This is a genomic window from Flavobacterium sp. (genome assembly GCF_035299005.1).
Classification (GTDB): domain Bacteria; phylum Bacteroidota; class Bacteroidia; order Flavobacteriales; family Flavobacteriaceae; genus Flavobacterium.
The window spans coordinates 45911-63249 of record NZ_DATGXL010000007.1 but is presented as its reverse complement, the minus strand read 5'-3'; the positions used below and the strand labels follow the sequence as shown (position 1 = coordinate 63249).

The 17339-nt window shown below is 34.3% G+C and carries 11 protein-coding genes; 4 read left to right on the top strand and 7 right to left on the bottom strand.

Annotation, left to right across the window (positions count from 1 at the left end; all coding sequences use genetic code 11):
* Positions 1 to 31 precede the first annotated feature (31 nt).
* The 5 genes from VK164_RS04660 to recG all read right to left on the bottom strand — a co-directional run bounded on the left by VK164_RS04660 (position 32) and on the right by recG (position 8766).
* Positions 32 to 895, bottom strand: coding sequence for a bestrophin family protein (locus VK164_RS04660; RefSeq protein ID WP_324208239.1), 864 nt, complete (start codon positions 893 to 895; stop codon positions 32 to 34).
* A 106-nt stretch (positions 896 to 1001) separates the two neighbouring features.
* On the bottom strand, positions 1002 to 2306 hold the full coding sequence (locus tag VK164_RS04655; RefSeq protein WP_324208238.1) for a TolC family protein: 1305 nt from the start codon (positions 2304 to 2306) through the stop codon (positions 1002 to 1004).
* 4 nt (positions 2307 to 2310) lie between these two features.
* Positions 2311 to 5397 carry an efflux RND transporter permease subunit gene (locus tag VK164_RS04650; RefSeq protein ID WP_324208237.1) on the bottom strand — a complete coding sequence of 1029 codons (3087 nt, stop codon included), beginning with the start codon at positions 5395 to 5397 and terminating at the stop codon, positions 2311 to 2313.
* Between the two features lie 38 nt (positions 5398 to 5435).
* Positions 5436 to 6494 (bottom strand): efflux RND transporter periplasmic adaptor subunit, encoded by a 1059-nt coding sequence (locus VK164_RS04645; protein ID WP_324208236.1) that lies wholly within the window; start codon positions 6492 to 6494, stop codon positions 5436 to 5438.
* A 163-nt stretch (positions 6495 to 6657) separates the two neighbouring features.
* A complete protein-coding gene (gene recG / locus VK164_RS04640) occupies positions 6658 to 8766 on the bottom strand; it encodes an ATP-dependent DNA helicase RecG (RefSeq protein ID WP_324208235.1) in 2109 nt (702 codons plus the stop codon).
* A 129-nt stretch (positions 8767 to 8895) separates the two neighbouring features.
* Here recG and VK164_RS04635 point away from each other — a divergent pair, with 129 nt between their 5' ends.
* Complete coding sequence (locus tag VK164_RS04635) at positions 8896 to 11007, top strand: M1 family metallopeptidase (protein WP_324208234.1); 2112 nt, start codon at positions 8896 to 8898, stop codon at positions 11005 to 11007.
* A gap of 34 nt (positions 11008 to 11041) precedes the next feature.
* On the opposite strand, the gene VK164_RS04630 is transcribed toward VK164_RS04635, so the two are convergent.
* A complete protein-coding gene (locus tag VK164_RS04630) occupies positions 11042 to 11566 on the bottom strand; it encodes a hypothetical protein (protein WP_324208233.1) in 525 nt (174 codons plus the stop codon).
* Positions 11567 to 11863: 297 nt separating this feature from the next.
* On the opposite strand from VK164_RS04630, the gene VK164_RS04625 reads away from it, so the two are divergent.
* A complete protein-coding gene (locus tag VK164_RS04625; RefSeq protein WP_324208272.1) occupies positions 11864 to 14191 on the top strand; it encodes an ATP-dependent helicase in 2328 nt (775 codons plus the stop codon).
* Between the two features lie 78 nt (positions 14192 to 14269).
* Positions 14270 to 14890, top strand: a complete 621-nt coding sequence (locus VK164_RS04620; protein WP_324208232.1) for an L-threonylcarbamoyladenylate synthase — start codon at positions 14270 to 14272, stop codon at positions 14888 to 14890.
* Positions 14891 to 14917: 27 nt separating this feature from the next.
* On the opposite strand, the gene VK164_RS04615 is transcribed toward VK164_RS04620, so the two are convergent.
* Positions 14918 to 15817 carry a DUF4349 domain-containing protein gene (locus tag VK164_RS04615; RefSeq protein ID WP_324208231.1) on the bottom strand — a complete coding sequence of 300 codons (900 nt, stop codon included), beginning with the start codon at positions 15815 to 15817 and terminating at the stop codon, positions 14918 to 14920.
* Positions 15818 to 16018: 201 nt separating this feature from the next.
* Between VK164_RS04615 and VK164_RS04610 the strand changes: the two genes are divergently transcribed.
* Positions 16019 to 17302 (top strand): anthranilate synthase component I family protein, encoded by a 1284-nt coding sequence (locus tag VK164_RS04610; protein ID WP_324208230.1) that lies wholly within the window; start codon positions 16019 to 16021, stop codon positions 17300 to 17302.
* Positions 17303 to 17339: the final 37 nt, after the last annotated feature.

The following is a 17339-nucleotide window of genomic DNA, read 5'->3' as shown; positions in this document are numbered from 1 at the left end:
ACCATTTAAAAGAAGTATAACATTCTATTTCTTACAAAATCTCTTCAACATGCTTTTTAATATTGGCAGCAATTTTTGTCATGGGTAAGTCGTTAGCATCGTTTCCGAATGGGTCTTCGATTTCTTCTGCGATGAGTTCTAAACTTGCAAGGACATAAAAAATAAAGACCACTACAGGAATAACATAATACCCCAAACTGAAAACAAATCCAAAAGGAAGGGTCATGACAAAAAAGAAGATGAACTTCTTGATAAATGAACTGTAAGAGTAGGGAATAGGCGTGTTTTTAATACGTTCGCAAGCGCCACAAATATCGGTAAACGATTGCAATTCGGCATTGATGATGTAGAATTGATCGCCCGTTATTTTTCCAGATTGGTACAAGTCGTTGGCTTTTTGAAAGAGCATTTTTCCTACTTGATTGGGACGGTGTTTGTGTTGGTCGATTTCTAAATCAAGTCCTTCAAATAGCATTTTGCTCACTTCTTCGTTTAATAAATGTTTGGAAAGCACCGAAGCATAAGCTGGAATCACTTTTCTAAAGTAGGTTCTATCGTGTTCATCTTTTAAATAGGCTGCTAATTTAATGGCTAAGTTGCGGCTATTATTAACTAATGCGCCCCATTGTTTTCTACCTTCCCACCAACGGTCATAGGCGGTATTGGTGCGGTATGCCAATAACAACGAAAGCACAAACCCTACTGTAGTGTGCATTATGGGTAGGTTTTTTACATGGCTTTTTTCGGAAAGGTTCCAATATTCTAATTCCAAATAAGCAATGCCTAATGCATATAAACCAATAAAAATCATCATCGGAATCAACTGACGAAAGGTGTCTGATTCGTGAAAGCGAAAGATAAATGTAATCCAGTCTTTTGGGTTGTATTGTACCATTTATTGTTAATTGTTTAAATGTTGAATTGTTTAGTTGTTGAATTGTTGATTTTGTTTATTCAATTTTACAATTCAACAACTAGACATTTTACCAAAGCTAATTATATTAATTTAATTTTAAAGTGCCTGCTAATTCTTTTAGATTGATTTCAGCTAGTTTGGTTATATATTGCGCATTGGAATAGCGCACTGAGGCTTCTACAAAGTTTTGTTGTGCGGTTCTGAACTCAATGGTAGTAATGGTTCCAATTTTGAACTTGGCAAGGGTGATGTCTAGGTTTTGCTTGGCAATTTCTAGGTTTTTTTCTTCTATTTGTATAAGTGCTAAATTGGTTTGATAGCTGGCGTATAATGTGGCTAATTGGGCTTCTAAATCGAGTTTTTGTTGTTCTAAAAGAAAATTTGCATTTTCTACTTGGTATTGGGCTGCTTTTTCATTTTTGTTTTGTAAAAAACCATTAAAAATTGGCACAGAAGCCGTAACACCATATACAAAACCTTGCCCTGATGATTGGGTAATAAAACCTAAAGAAGCTTCTGAACGGGTGAAATTGTAACCAGAGGTTAAACGCACAGTAGGGTAGCGATTGCCTTTGACTTGCTTGAGGTTTAAATCGGCTACTTTTTTGGATAAGATTTGTGCTTGTAATTGTGGGTTTTGCTTTTCGGCTGTTGCTTTTATATCTTCAAACACTATATTTTGTTCTAAAGTAATTTCTTTGGCTACCTTAAAATCAGTCAACACATCACGAATGAGTAATGCATTTAATTTGATTTGCGTAGTACGAAATAGTTCTTTTTGTTTTAACAACAAACTTTTATCACTATTCAAGTCAACTTGTGCATTTAATACTTCTAATTTGGAAGCTTTACCAATTGTAAAACGATTTTGTGCCGTAGTTAAGCGTTGGTTAGAAATTACGATAGCGGTATCAATTGAAGCAATAACTTGCTGTTGTTGTACTAGGTCAAAATAGGTTAGGTACACATCGCTGATTTTGGTCAGCATAGCGGCTTGTAGTTCGGCTTTCCCTTGTTGTTCTAATAGGTCTAGTTGTTCTTTTTTGGCAAACATGCGCATCCCATCAAAGATAGTCCAGTCTAATCCTACGCCATATGTTAAACTCATATTTTTAGCACCGTCTAATTCTCTTACTGTGCCATCACCTTGGGTTTGTTTGGTGTTTAATTGGCTGTTATTGTTGGTTAAATTAGCAGTTAAAATAGGCAACATACCCGCATTGGCAAGGCTATTGTTTGTGGCATCTATCTTAGCATTGTTTTGTGCAATTTTGATGTCATAGTTGTTTTCTAAAGCTATTTTTACAGCATTTTCAAGGGTAAGCAAATCCTGTGCTTGCGATGAAAATCCGATGATGAAAAGGAATACTATTTTATATAAATGTTGCATAATATTATTTCTCTAAAGCGTCTAAATTATCAAATTCTGGTCTATGTTTTTTAGCTTTTGACCACATCAAATAAAAGGCTGGGATGACAAATAAAGTTAAAATTAAGGAAAACATAGTTCCTCCCACAATTACAACTCCCATTCCCATTCTACTAGCAGATGCTGCTCCAAGTGATAATGCAATTGGTAAAGCACCTAACGCTATGGCTAAACTGGTCATTAAGATAGGACGCAAACGTGCTTCTGAAGCTTCCAATATGGCACCGTATTTTGATTTTCCTTGTTCACGGAGTTGATTGGCAAATTCCACAATAAGAATACCATTTTTGGTTACCAATCCAATCAGCATGACAGTTCCAATCTGACTAAAGATATTCCATGTTTGCCCAAATAACCACAAAGAGAATAAAGCTCCAGCTACTGCCATAGGCACAGTTAAGATGATGATGAACGGGTCGATGAAACTTTCAAATTGTGCCGCTAGAATCAAATAAATTAACAATAATGCCAATCCGAAAGCGAAAGAAGTATTGGAACTACTTTCCATAAAGTCTCTAGATTCGCCACCTAAATCGGTTGTAAAGCTATCGTCTAATACTTTTTCTTTGATTTCGTCCATAGCATTGATACCATCAATCATACTTTTTCCGGGTGCTAAACCTGCAGAAACGGTTGCCGACATATATCTATTGTTGTGGAATAACTGCGGCGGGTTGCTTTGTTCTTCGACTTCGACGACATTGTCTAATTGAATGAGTTCGCCTGCTTTGTTTTTTACAAACATAGACGTTAAATCCAAAGGAGCATCACGGTCTTTTTCGTCAAACTGACCTATGACTTGGTATTGCTTTCCGTTTTGCATGAAATAGCCAAAGCGTTGTCCACTTAACGATAATTGTAATGTTTGTGCCACATCTAAGACAGAAACACCGATACTTTCAGCTTTTTCGCGATTAATGGTTACGTTAATTTCAGGCTTGTTGAATTTTAAATTCACATCCACATTTGAGAAGGTTTCGTTTTTGCTTGCTTCTTCCATGAATTGCGGAATCTTTTCTCTAAGTTTTTCAAAGTTGGGTGCTTGAATGATGTACTGAATGGGTAATCCACCGCGTCTGTTTACAGAAATAGTAGGTTGTTCTGAGACATTAACTTTTGCTTGTGGGTATTTCTTCGTCCATTTGGTTAAGTCGTCTACAATTTCTTTTTGCGATCTTTCTCTTTCACTTGGGTCAACTAAAGCCAAACGAACCCTTCCTGAGTTTACTGAAGAAGATAAAAACCCTGGCGAGGTAATTACTAAGGCTACTTTTTTCTCTGGAATAGAATCGTTGATGAGTTTGGATAAATCATCCATGAACTTGTCGGTATATTCATAAGTAGCACCTTCGGGAGTAGTAACGCTAACAATACCTAAACTACGGTCGTCATAAGGAGCCGTTTCTTTGGGTAAAATAGCAAAGAACAATACAATCAATCCAATACATACGGCGATAATTGGAAAACTCAACCATTTTTTTTGTAAAAAGCTGGTCAATGCATTAGCATAACCTTTATTTAAATTGACAAAGAAAGGTTCGGTAAACGTATAGAATTTAGTTTTCTTTTGTTCGCCACCTTTCATCAAGTAAGCATTCAGCATAGGGGTTAAGGTTAACGACACAAAAGCTGATATTAGAACGGCTGCACCTATCACCACTCCAAATTCTCGGAATAGCCTTCCTACAAACCCTTCCAAGAATATAATAGGTAAGAAGACTGCGGCCAGTGTAATAGATATCGAAATTACGGCAAAGAAAATTTCATTTGAACCTTTGATAGCTGCTTCAATTGGCGACATGCCTTCTTCTACTTTTTTGAAGATGTTTTCGGTAACTACAATTCCGTCATCTACTACTAATCCAGTAGCTAAAACGATAGCCAAAAGTGTTAGAACATTGATGGAAAAGCCACATAAATACATGATGAAAAAGGTAGCAATCAAAGAAACAGGTATGTCAATTAAAGGTCGGAATGCAATGGACCAATCTCTAAAAAATAAAAAAATAATGAGTATTACTAAAATTATGGAAATAGCTAATGTTTCGGCTACTTCAACCACTGATTTTTTGATGAACAATGTGTTGTCTAAAGCAATATCTAGTTTGATGTCGCTTGGCAAATCTTTTTTAAGTTTATCAATTTCTTTATAAAACTGGTCGGCAATTTCTAAATAGTTGGTTCCTGGTTGTGGTATTACTGCTACAGCAACCATAGGATTTCCAGATTCAGTGAATTTGGTTTCTAAGTTTTCTGCAGCCAATACAGCATAACCGATATCGCTCAATCGTACCGTTTTTTCTGCATTGGCAACAATGATGATGTCGTTGAATTCTTTTTCAGTAGACAAATTCCCTAAGGTTTTCACCATTAATTCGGTATTTGAACCGGTTAGTTTTCCAGAAGGTAATTCAACATTTTGTTGGTCTAAAGCTTTTCGAACATCGGCCACAGTGATTCCGTAGGCATTTAATTTGATAGGGTCCATCCAAATACGCATGGCATATCTTTTTTGCCCCCATATTTGAACACTACTAACTCCAGGAATGGTTTGTATTCTTTCAGAAATAACATTTTCAGCATAATCACTTAGCTCTAGTGCATTTTTAGAATTACTTTGCACAGTCATCGAAATGATAGCATCTGAATCTGCATCGGCTTTGGCTACTACGGGTGGCGCATCTATATCTTGTGGTAAACTTCTAACAGCTTGCGATACTTTGTCGCGTACATCATTAGCGGCTTCTTCTAAGTTTTTTTCAAGTTTAAATTCGATGGTAATGTTGCTCGAACCTTGGTTGCTAGAGGAAGTAATGTTTCGAATTCCATCGATAGAATTAATTGCTTTTTCAAGCGGTTCAGTGATTTGTGATTCGATAATTTCAGCATTGGCACCAGTGTAGTTGGTTCTTACATTAATTTGAGCAGGATCGATAGAAGGAAATTCACGAACGCCCAAATAACTGTAGCCTAAAATACCAAAGAGAATAATCAATAAGTTGATTACTATAGTAAATACGGGTCTTTTTATGCTTAAAGTGGATAAACTCATTTTAAATTTAGAAGTTTGAAATTAGAATTTAGAATAGCTTATTTTACTTTTACTTTGATATCAGCTTCGTCTTTTAGCGACATCACTCCAGAAGTCAATAAAGTGTCACCTGATTTGATGCCTTGTGTAACGATTACATCTTTATCCGTTCTAGCGATGGTTTCAATCTTAATTTCTTTGGCTTTGCCGTTATTCGCAATATATACTACTTTACCGTCTTGTACAGGAACTACAGCTTCTGAAGGAATGCTAATTGCCCCTTTGATGTTTTTAAGTGGAAGTTCAATGTTAGCAAAGGTTCCCGCTAATAGTTTTCCATTTGGATTATCTGCAATCGCTCTGATTTTTAACGTACGTGTGGTAGTTTCAATTTCAGGTTCTATGGCATAAATTTTTGCTGTAAATTTTTGTGGGTTATTCGGTATTGTAAATTGAATAGGCGAGTTGTTTTCCACTTCAGAAGCATATTTTTCAGGAATTGAAAAGCTAATTTTCACTTGATTGGCACTGACTAATTTAGTGATTAAAGTGGTAGGTGTTACGTAAGTTCCTGGAGAAATATTGCGTAATCCAATTTTACCTGAAAAAGGTGCTTTGATGGCTGTTTTAGCTATCTGCGCTTGAATTAATTGTGTTTGTGCCTTTAGACTTCTATATTCGGCACTAGCGATGTCATATTCTTCTTGTGAGATGGCTTCTTTTTGTAGTAATAGTTTTGCTCTTCTTTCGTTCTCCGCTGCTAAATTTTGTTTGGTAACCGCTTGCGATAGTTGGGCACGCAATTCAATATCGTTTACTTTTACTAAAACCTGACCTTTACTTACATTTGTCCCTTCAGTGAAATAGATTTTTTCTACTATACCCGAAACTTCACTTCTAATTTCGACATTTTCATTGGCTTCTATTGCACCTGATAACGAAATAGCATTGGCAAAATCTTTTTCGGCTACAATAATAGCATCAACCATTACAGGTGGTTTTTTGTCCCCTTTTTTATCATTTTTTGCCGCTTCGGCTTTGTTTGATATAATTCTATATCCGATTAAACCCAGTAGGGAAAGAGTAATTACTGTTAGGGTAAGGGTTTTTATTTTCATTTTGAATACGCTAAACTTTGATTTGTACAAAGCTAGGTTTTACTATTCAAAAATGCGAAAAACTTACGATTTATTTAACAATGTTGTAGGTACAAATGTTGAAAGAAGTTAAAATGTTAAGTTGTTTAAAAGTTTAAGAAGAAATAGTTTTGAAAAATTTCAGCTAACTAATGTAGTTCCAAATTGTTTTTTTCTTGCTCAATTCTATAAATGCTTCTCTTAATTTGGCATGCTCTGGTTTTTCCATTGGAGCATCGTCTTTTAAGAGTTTAATTGCATGGTGACGTGCTAATTGTAGAATTTCTTTGTCTTTGACTAAATCTGCAATTTGAAGATTTAAAACACCACTTTGTTGCTTGCCCATGATGTCACCAGGACCGCGCAATTTTAAATCAACTTCGGAAATTTCGAAGCCATCATTGGTACGAACCATCGTTTCCATTCGGATTTTGCTATCGTTACTAAGCTTGTGACTTGTCATTAAGATGCAATAACTTTGCTCAGCGCCACGACCAACACGACCGCGTAACTGATGCAATTGTGATAATCCAAAACGTTCCGCACTTTCAATTACCATAACAGAAGCATTGGGTACATTCACACCAACTTCAATCACAGTAGTCGCAACCATAATATTAGTTTTTCCTTCTGCAAAACGACGCATTTCTTCATCTTTATCGGCAGGTTTCATTTTTCCGTGAACGATAGAAATAGAATACTGAGGTAAAGGAAAATCTCTAGAAATGCTTTCATAACCATCCATTAAATCTTTGTAATCCATTTTTTCCGATTCTTGAATTAACGGATACACAATATATACTTGGCGACCTTTTGCTATTTCATCTTTCAGGAATTTCCAAACTTTCAATCGGTTCGAATCATAGCGATGAACGGTTTGAATGGGTTTTCTTCCTGGTGGCAATTCATCAATGACTGAAATATCCAAATCACCATACAAACTCATAGCTAAAGTTCGAGGAATAGGAGTAGCGGTCATTACAAGAACGTGAGGAGGGATAGAGGCTTTTCCCCACAATTTACTTCTTTGTTCCACACCAAATCTGTGTTGCTCATCTATAATCGCTAAACCTAAATTATGGAATTGTACTTTGTCTTCTAATAACGCATGCGTTCCAATTAAAATATCTAAAGTCCCATTTTCAAGTTCTTCGTGTATAATTTTTCTATCTGAAGTTTTAGTTGAACCAGTTAATATTTTTATATTAATATTCAGTTTTTTAGCTAATTCTGAAATTCCATTAAAATGTTGGTTGGCTAAAATTTCAGTTGGTGCCATTAAGCAACTTTGAAAACCGTTATCTTTAGCCAAAAGCATGCACATTAATGCTACAATAGTTTTACCTGAACCTACATCGCCTTGGAGTAAACGATTCATTTGGGCGTTACTTCCTAAGTCGTTTCTGATTTCTTTTAAGACGCGTTTTTGCGCATTCGTTAAATCAAATGGTAAGTGGTTATTATAAAAATTTGTAAAATTTTCACCTACGCGCTCAAAAGGCATTCCTTTGATTTTGTGTTTGCGAATCAGATTCTTCGTAATCAATTGCAATTGAATGAAAAATAATTCTTCAAACTTCAATCGGAATTGCGCTCTTGCCAATAAATCTTGACTTTTTGGAAAGTGAATATTGAATAAAGCCGCATTTTTTGGAATTAACTTCAATTCTTCTAAAAGGTAATTTGGAAGATTCTCTGAAAACAAAGCTTGTGTTTCCACAAACAATTGTTGCATCATTTTATTGATGACTTTGTTTGAAATTCCTTTGTTGGCTAATTTCTCCGTACTTGGATAAACAGGTTGCATGGCCGAACGAAGACTGGCTTTATGTTCTTCTAACAATTCCATTTCGGGATGCGCCATGTTGTAAGTAGCACCAAATTGCGTTACTTTTCCAAAAATCACATACGGAATATTAATTTTTAAGCTCTCACGAATCCATTTTTGTCCTTGAAACCAAACGAGTTCCATTTGACCTGTATCATCCACAAAAGTAGCTACTAATCTCGTACGTCCTTTGCCTTGTTCAACCGTTTTGATATTGATGATTTTACCCACAATTTGAACTTCCGAATTACTGTTTTGTAGTTCGTTAATTTTATAATAACGCGTTCTATCGATATAACGATTTGGGAATAAATTCAGTAAATCGACATATTTATGAATACCCAACTCCTTGCGCAATAAATCGCCACGCTGAGGACCAACGCCTTTGAGATATTCTATGGGAGTTTCGAGTAGATTCAAATTCAAGTGCAATTACAAGTTCAAAATTCAATTTTTGGAACACAGATTGGAGAAATTTTAAAAATTTATCCAATTACTTCAATCTGTGTTCCTAAATGTAAAAGCGAAGATAGTTTATAATTTGTTAATTTAGAAATGAGAGAAATTGAAAATGTTTATATTCGTAACTTATTAAAATCCATCAAGATGTTTCGTATTCTTTTAGCCCTGATTTTCATTAATTTGTCTTTTGCTCAACAAACTGATAAAGTTGATTTTATCAAATGTAATGCATTGGTTTCTCCAAATCATTCTGAAAAATCAATTTATGGTGATGTGGTTTATGAATTTAAAATAAAAAAAACTATCGATACCATAAAAATCGATGCTAAAAACATGGAGTTTTCAGGAGTTATGATCAATGGAAAATCCGTAAAATTTAAAAATTCAGGAAAAACATTGGATTTGTTTGAGGGTTTTAAAAAAGGGAAAAACAAATTAAGATTTAGCTATTCAGCAAAACCCAAACAAACACTTTATTTTACAGGTGAAGGAGAAAATCTTCAAATTTGGACACAAGGTCAAGGGCGTTATACTAGTCACTGGTTGCCGAGCTTTGATGACGTGAATGAAAAAGTTATTTTTAATATTTCTGTTGAATTTAGAAATGATTTTCCAGTGATTTCAAATGGTACTTTTATCTCAAATAAGTACAATTCGAAAGGGAATTTAATCACGTGGAATTATCAAATGCAAAAACCAATGTCATCTTATTTAGTAATGTTAGCTATTGGAAGTTTTGCAAAACAAACATCAATAACTAAATCCGGAACACCATTAGAATTTTATTTGGATAAAAACGATGTTACGAAGTTTGAACCAACCTATCGCTATTCCAAAGAAATGTTTGATTATTTGGAGCAAGAAATAGGAGTGAAGTATCCTTGGGGTATTTACCGCCAAGTTCCTGTTCGTGACTTTTTATATGCGGGAATGGAGAATACGACTTCAACGATTTTTGCACAAGATTTTGTGGTGGATGAAATTGGTTTTAATGATAGAAATTATGTGAATGTCAACGCACACGAATTGGCGCATCAATGGTTTGGCGATTTAATTACCGCGCAATCAGGAAAACACCATTGGCTACAAGAAGGTTTTGCTACCTATTATGCTTTATTAGCTGAGCGTCATTTGTTTGGTGATGATTATTTCTATGAAGAATTAAACGATTACGCCGAACAATTAAAACGTGCTTCTAAAACGGATACAATTCCCGTGATGAACGAAAAGGCGAGTTCGTTGTCGTTTTACAAAAAAGGAGCTTGGGCATTGCATGTAATGCGAGAAGACATTGGTGCTGAGAATTTTCAAAAAGCGGTAAAAAAGTATTTAAAAAAATACCAATATAAAAACGTCAACACTGATGATTTCTTGGAAATTGTAAAAGATCTTTCGGATTATGATGTGGAGAATTTCAAAAAGATTTGGTTAGAAAAATCTGGATTTGAAATGGAAATCGCTCAGAAATATCTATCTAAAAATAAATTTATGGATGAATATATTGCGGTTCGAAAAACTAAGAAATCTTTATCTGAATTAGTTGCTATTATGCAATCGGACGCTTATTATCCTATTAAGCAATATATTATTTATCAAACACAAAGCTTGCCATTTGACGAACGTAAGGTGATATTAGAGGCAGGCTTGGCCACAAAAAACATTCAAGTCAGACAAGCTGTAGCCGAAACAATGAAGGTCATTCCAAGTGATTTTAAAGGGGCATATGAAACGTTGTTTGCCGATGAATCTTATCTTACTAAAGAAATAGCGTTAACAAATTTATGTGTTAATTTTCCTGAAGATAGATTCCGTTATTTAGAACAAACTAAAGCTATTATTGGTAATAATGATAAAAGTTTCCGCTTAACTTGGTTGGCTTTGGCAATGAATACAATTGGATTTTCAGCATCAACGAGTAATAATTTTTATAATGAGTTAGTAGACTTTGCTTCATCAAACTACGAAAGTTCGGTTAGACAAAATGCTTTAGAATTGTTATTGCAACTACATCCAAATGATGAAAAGATAATTGAATTATTGTTTAAAGCAACCGTGCATCACAAGTGGCAGTTTACACTTTTTGCAAGAACTAAAATTCGTGAGTTTCTTAAAAATAATGAATACAGGGCAAAGGTTGAACAATTAGCATCAACTTCAGATATAACCATGAAAGAGTTGTATTTGAAATTTTTAAATGAGAAATAAAAAAAAATCCCGAGCTTTAACTCGGGATTTGTATTTAAAAAACTCTTTTCAATTCTTCTTTTAAATAGTTAATGGCTATGTTGCTTGGTGCTTCGGTCTCAGTTAGCTCAATCATAATGGCTTCTCTTAATTTGTCTGCATCGGCAACATCTTCTCGTAGCGCATTTTTTCGAATCATTTGTACGGTACTATTTTTAGCTTTCAGTACAATATCCCAAGTTTCAGCTGTAAGATAAATTTGTTGTGTTAAATTATGCTCAAATTCCGTTTGAATGTGGTGCGATAACAATGTTGCATAATCATCTTTACTTTTTCCTGTTGGAGCCACAAGCAATAATAATTGTGTTGGATTAATGCGTTCTAAAAACAAAACCATTCGCTCATACGCTTGCAAACGAATGGGCAACGCTTGTTTTTGGTTTTCCCTTAGTAATTCAAATTTACGTTTGCTTTCTTCGCTGTTGTAAAATTTTTGCATCATTACAAAAGCTACACCACCCGTAATTAAAGCAGGTAAGGTATAAGCAGCAATTTCTAATAATTTATCTTCGATTGTCATTTTTAATAGTTTTAAATATGTCGCAAATTAAGATTAAAATTATTAAAATTCAAATAGGTTTAGGAACACAGATTTGAGAAATTAAAGAAATGGTTAAAATCAAATCTTAAATTCAAAAAGGAGTTGCTCAATTTTTCTATGTTAAGTAAATCGCCTAAAATCAACACAAAATAGATCTATTGTGTCTATGTCTTTAAATATTTCTCTCACTTTAAGCACAAAATAAAAACTTGTAAAAACACTTACCAAAGTGTATTTTTGTAAATTAGTTAAAAGTTATCGAATCCTATGAATGAAATGCAGCGCTATATCAGCCAATTAAACGAAGCACAGCAGGCACCTGTTTTGCAGAAAGACGGCCCTATGATTGTAATTGCGGGAGCCGGTTCGGGTAAAACACGTGTATTAACCGTTCGTATAGCTAACTTGATGAGTCAAGGAGTAGATGCATTTAATATTTTGGCATTAACTTTTACCAACAAAGCGGCACGTGAAATGAAGAAACGTATTGCGGACATTGTTGGAAACAACGAAGCTAAAAACCTTTGGATGGGAACTTTTCACTCAGTTTTTGCTAAAATATTGCGAAGTGAAGCTGATAAATTAGGGTATCCATCAAATTTTACAATATATGATACGCAAGATTCAGTGCGATTGATTGGTGCGATTATCAAAGAGATGCAATTGGACAAAGATATTTACAAACCTAAACAAATCTTAGGAAGAATTTCATCGTATAAAAACTCACTAATTACAGTAAAAGCCTATTTTAATAATCCCGAATTACAAGAAGCCGATGCGATGAGTAAAAAACCGCGTATGGGTGAAATTTATCAACAATATGTAGAGCGTTGTTTTAAATCGGGTGCGATGGATTTTGATGATTTGTTATTGAAAACCAATGAATTATTGAATCTTTTTCCAGATGTATTGGCAAAATATCAAGATAGATTCCGTTATATTTTAGTAGATGAGTATCAAGATACAAATCACTCACAGTATTTGATTGTTCGAGCCTTATCGGATAGATTTCAGAATATTTGTGTGGTGGGCGATGATGCACAAAGTATTTATGCCTTCCGTGGTGCGAATATCAACAATATTTTAAATTTCCAGAAAGATTACGAAAACGTACAATTGTACCGTTTGGAACAAAATTATCGTTCTTCTAAAAACATTGTAGAAGCAGCGAATAACGTAATTGATAAGAATAAAACCAAGTTAGATAAAATCGTTTGGACATCGAATGATGACGGACCCAAAATTAAAGTCCACCGTAGTTTAACCGATGGAGAAGAAGGGCGTTTTGTAGCGGCAACTATTTTCGAACAGAAGATGCAAAATCAAATGTTAAACGGACAATTTGCAATTTTGTATCGTACCAATGCACAATCACGTGCTATGGAAGATGCGTTGCGTAAACGTGACATTCCGTACCGAATTTATGGTGGCTTGTCATTTTATCAACGAAAGGAAATTAAAGACGTTTTGGCGTATTTGCGTTTGGTGATTAATCCAAAAGATGAAGAAGCTTTGGTTCGTGTGATTAATTATCCGGCGAGAGGAATTGGTGACACCACGGTTGAGAAATTAACGGTTGCAGCCAATCATTATAAGCGTTCTATTTTTGAAGTAATGGAACACATTGAAAAAATTGATTTGAAACTAAATGCAGGGACTAAAGCTAAAATTCAAGATTTTGTCACGATGATTAAGAGTTTTCAAGTCATAAATGAGAATCAAGATGCGTTTTTCTTAACCGATCATGTAACAAAGAAAACAGGGTTAGTTCAAGAACTCAAAAAAGATGGAACTCCAGAAGGAATTGCCAAAATTGAAAATATTGAAGAATTATTAAACGGTATAAAAGATTTCACAGAAGGTCAAAAAGAAATTGATGGTGCCAGAGGTGCGTTAGCCGAATTTTTAGAAGACGTAGCTTTAGCCACCGATTTAGATAAAGATACTGGAGACGACGATAGAGTAGCACTAATGACGATTCACTTGGCAAAAGGATTAGAATTTCCACATGTGTTTATTGTGGGATTAGAAGAAGATTTGTTTCCAAGCGCGATGAGTTTGAATACTCGAAGTGAATTAGAAGAAGAACGTCGTTTGTTCTACGTCGCTTTAACCCGAGCCGAACATCAAGCGTATTTGACGTATGCACAATCACGTTATCGTTGGGGGAAATTAGTGGATAGCGAACCATCGCGTTTTATTGAAGAAATCAATGACCAATATTTAGAATATTTGAATCCAGTAGATTCGGGTTATCGTTACAAACCGGTTATGGATATTGATGTTTTTGGCGATATTGACAAATCAAAATTAAGATTAGCAAAGCCAACCGCAGGAACACCACCAAAGTATTTAACACAAGACCAACCAAGTCCCACAGCAAATATTAGACGATTGAAACCTGTTTCAAGCAATTCTGGAAGTTCTAATGTTGTCGATGCGAATTTAAATGTTGGAAATATCGTAATGCACGAACGCTTTGGAAAAGGACAAATCGTAAACATTGAAGGAATTGGTGCCGATAAAAAAGCAGAAATTCGCTTTGATGTCGGAGGATTGAAGAAATTGTTATTGCGATTTGCGAAGTTGGAAGTAATAGGTTAAAAGGTTTTAAGTTTGAGGTTTCAAGTTAATTTTGTTAACTTGAAACTTGAAACAAAATTAACTTTAAACAAAAATAAGATGTCAGAAATTATAAAAATATACGAAGATAAACCCAGCGAAGCGGCTATTAAAAAAGTAGTTGCCGTTTTAAAAGATGGTGGTTTAGTGATTTATCCAACCGATACGGTTTATGGTTTAGGTTGCGATATTACCAATTCTCGTGCGTTAGAAAAATTAGCTAAAATCAAAGGAATTAAGTTAGAAAAAGCGAATTTCTCTTTCGTTTGTTCGAGTTTGAGCAATCTTTCGGATTATGTGAAACAAATTGACACAGCGACTTTTAAAATTTTAAAACGTGCTTTACCTGGGCCTTACACGTTCATTTTACCGGGCAATAACGATTTACCTAAAGAATTCAGAAAGAAAAAAACAGTCGGAATTCGTGTGCCAGCTAACAATATAGCCTTGCAAATTGTAGAAATGCTTGGAAATCCTATTGTTTCCACATCCATTCATGATGAAGATGAAGTAATAGAATATTCTACAGATCCAGAATTAATTTTTGAAAAATGGAATAACAAAGTTGATATTGTTATTGATGGTGGTTATGGAGATAATATCGCTTCAACCATTATAGATTTAACAGGTTATGAACCCGAAGTTATTCGTGAAGGAAAAGGAAGTTTAGATGTTATATAAAAAAGCGTCTCAATTGAGACGCTTTTTTTATTTTTTTATGATTTTCTTATAACCAAAATACCCCAAGATACTTAGTAATGCTAATGGCCAAAGCACTACAACAAACGAAATAATGTTCTCAAGCATAAACCAACCTGTTTTTAGACTATCCCATATTTGTAATCCAATATTTGGTCGGTAAGCATTAATACTTTTTTCGTTAGCAATCATTTCTTGCTTGATGCTTTCGTCTTGGTAGATATTTAAGGTTAAAGTGCTAAAATTTACTTGGTCTTTTAACGATAGGTTTTGCAGTTTGGTAGCGTCATTTTCTTCTTTTTTAGTAGCTAGATTTTCTTCTGCAGTTATGATTTGGTTTAGTCTTTTCCCTTTGTTATCAATTGCTCTTTCGATTCGTTTTTCAGAAGAGTTGCTTCTTTTTTGGGCCATTTCATTTGCTAGTATTTGTAATGAAACATCATCAGCTTTGATAATACGATAATCTAAAAAGTGAATTTGCTTAGCAATGGTTTTAATCACAGTATCCATTTTAGTATTAGGAACGCGAATTGTGATGTCGTTATCTACTTTGTATTTTGTGGTAACTAAAGTACTGTCTTGACTTACCTTGGTTTTATCTTCATCATAAATGTTGCTTTGTAGATTGGTATAGGTTACAAATCCGCCAAATTTAGTGGTTGCTTCTTCAATAGCATAAGTAGATTTGGCTACGTTTTTAACTTTGAATTTTACATCAGCTGTTCGGACAAACTTTCGGTCACTATTTTTATTTTCTACTGCTGCAGATGAAGAAATTACACTAGTGCTGTCGGTAGTTGTTTCAGCTGCATAATCGGCACTTGCTTCTGTTCTTTCAGCTGATTCTTTGCAAGAAAAGACTAAGCCAATGGCTAGTAAAGTCAAAACGGTTTTGGTGTTTTTGTTCATAAAAATTCATTTTAAAGTTATTGATTAATTAATTTTATTTAATAAATTGTAAATGAGTATTTTTATAATCAATAATAATATGAATTTTTAAAATAGTTAGACTTATTTTAGGTAGCATAAAAATCGTGCCAAATTTTAACAGTTGTAATCATTTTCAACAACTATTTTTTTATTGTACTTTTGGGAAGTAAATTTTCCAATTTGAGAACAGTAATTACAAAAGATATTTCTACGTTTTCTGAATTTAAAAACCAACTTTTACATTGGGCTACCCAACACAGAGAGGTTATTTTTTTAGATTCAAATAATTATCATCAAAAGTATTCAAGTTATGATGCCGTTTTGGCTGTAGAAGCTTTTACTTCTATTAAAACTGACGTTGAAAATGCGTTTCAGGATTTGTATCAATACCAAAGTCAAACAAAGGATTGGTTGTTTGGTTATATGTCCTATGATTTAAAAAACGATACTGAGGCTTTGTATTCTAACAATTTTGATGGATTAGCATTTCCGGATTTGTTTTTTTTTCAACCTAAGAAGTTATTTTTATTCAAAGAAAATGAAGTTGAAATACAATATTTGCGAATGTGTGATGACGAAATCGAGGCTGATTTTGAAGAAATTATACAGTATTCAGTGTTCAGTATTCAGTCGTCAGCAATAGAAGTGCAACAACGTATTTCGAAAGAAAATTATATTGCTAAAGTTTCTAAAATGCTCGAACACATTCATCGAGGTGATATTTATGAAGCCAATTTCTGTATGGAATTTTTTGCCGAAAATGCGCAAATTGAGCCTTTGGAAATTTATCAAAAATTAAATGCTATTTCCGAACCACCCTTTGCTGTGTATTTCAAGAATAGCGATCACTATTTGCTTTCTGCCTCACCCGAACGCTATTTGCGTAAGGAAGGCATCAAAGTAATTTCCCAACCTATAAAAGGAACTTCGAAAAGAAGTGAAGATGTAATTTTAGACCAGCAATTTAAAGCTGATTTAGCTCAAAACGAAAAAGAGCGTTCGGAGAATGTAATGATTGTTGATTTGGTTCGCAATGATTTATCGCACACAGCCACAAAAGGAAGTGTTCAAGTGGAAGAATTGTGCCAGATATATACATTTAAACAAGTGCACCAAATGATTTCCACCGTTGTTTCAGAAGTAGAAAATACGACTTCACCTATTGAAATCCTTAGAACTACTTTTCCAATGGGTAGCATGACAGGCGCTCCAAAAATTTCAGCAATGCAAATCATTGAAACTTTGGAAGAAACTAAAAGAGGATTGTACAGTGGAACTGTTGGGTATTTTACGCCTACAGGTAATTTTGATTTCAATGTAGTGATTCGAAGTATTTTATACAATGCAAAAAATCGGTACTTATCTTTTTCTGTTGGAAGCGCCATCACTTCTCAAGCCCTTCCTGAAAACGAGTATGAAGAATGCTTGTTGAAGGCAAAAGCAATGTTTGAGGTATTAAGTTAGGGAAAAGCAATGAGGGATTAGGGAAAAGTAAAAAAAT

Bases quoted from the DNA above. Each gene is read 5' to 3' on its own strand.
- VK164_RS04635 (WP_324208234.1), top strand. From the start codon at position 8,896: ATGAGAGAAATTGAAAATGTTTATATTCGTAACTTATTAAAATCCATC.
- VK164_RS04655 (WP_324208238.1), bottom strand. From the start codon at position 2,306: ATGCAACATTTATATAAAATAGTATTCCTTTTCATCATCGGATTTTCA.
- VK164_RS04645 (WP_324208236.1), bottom strand. From the start codon at position 6,494: ATGAAAATAAAAACCCTTACCCTAACAGTAATTACTCTTTCCCTACTG.
- VK164_RS04625 (WP_324208272.1), top strand. From the start codon at position 11,864: ATGCAGCGCTATATCAGCCAATTAAACGAAGCACAGCAGGCACCTGTT.
- VK164_RS04650 (WP_324208237.1), bottom strand. From the start codon at position 5,397: ATGAGTTTATCCACTTTAAGCATAAAAAGACCCGTATTTACTATAGTA.
- VK164_RS04660 (WP_324208239.1), bottom strand. From the start codon at position 895: ATGGTACAATACAACCCAAAAGACTGGATTACATTTATCTTTCGCTTT.
- VK164_RS04630 (WP_324208233.1), bottom strand. From the start codon at position 11,566: ATGACAATCGAAGATAAATTATTAGAAATTGCTGCTTATACCTTACCT.
- VK164_RS04620 (WP_324208232.1), top strand. From the start codon at position 14,270: ATGTCAGAAATTATAAAAATATACGAAGATAAACCCAGCGAAGCGGCT.
- VK164_RS04615 (WP_324208231.1), bottom strand. From the start codon at position 15,817: ATGAACAAAAACACCAAAACCGTTTTGACTTTACTAGCCATTGGCTTA.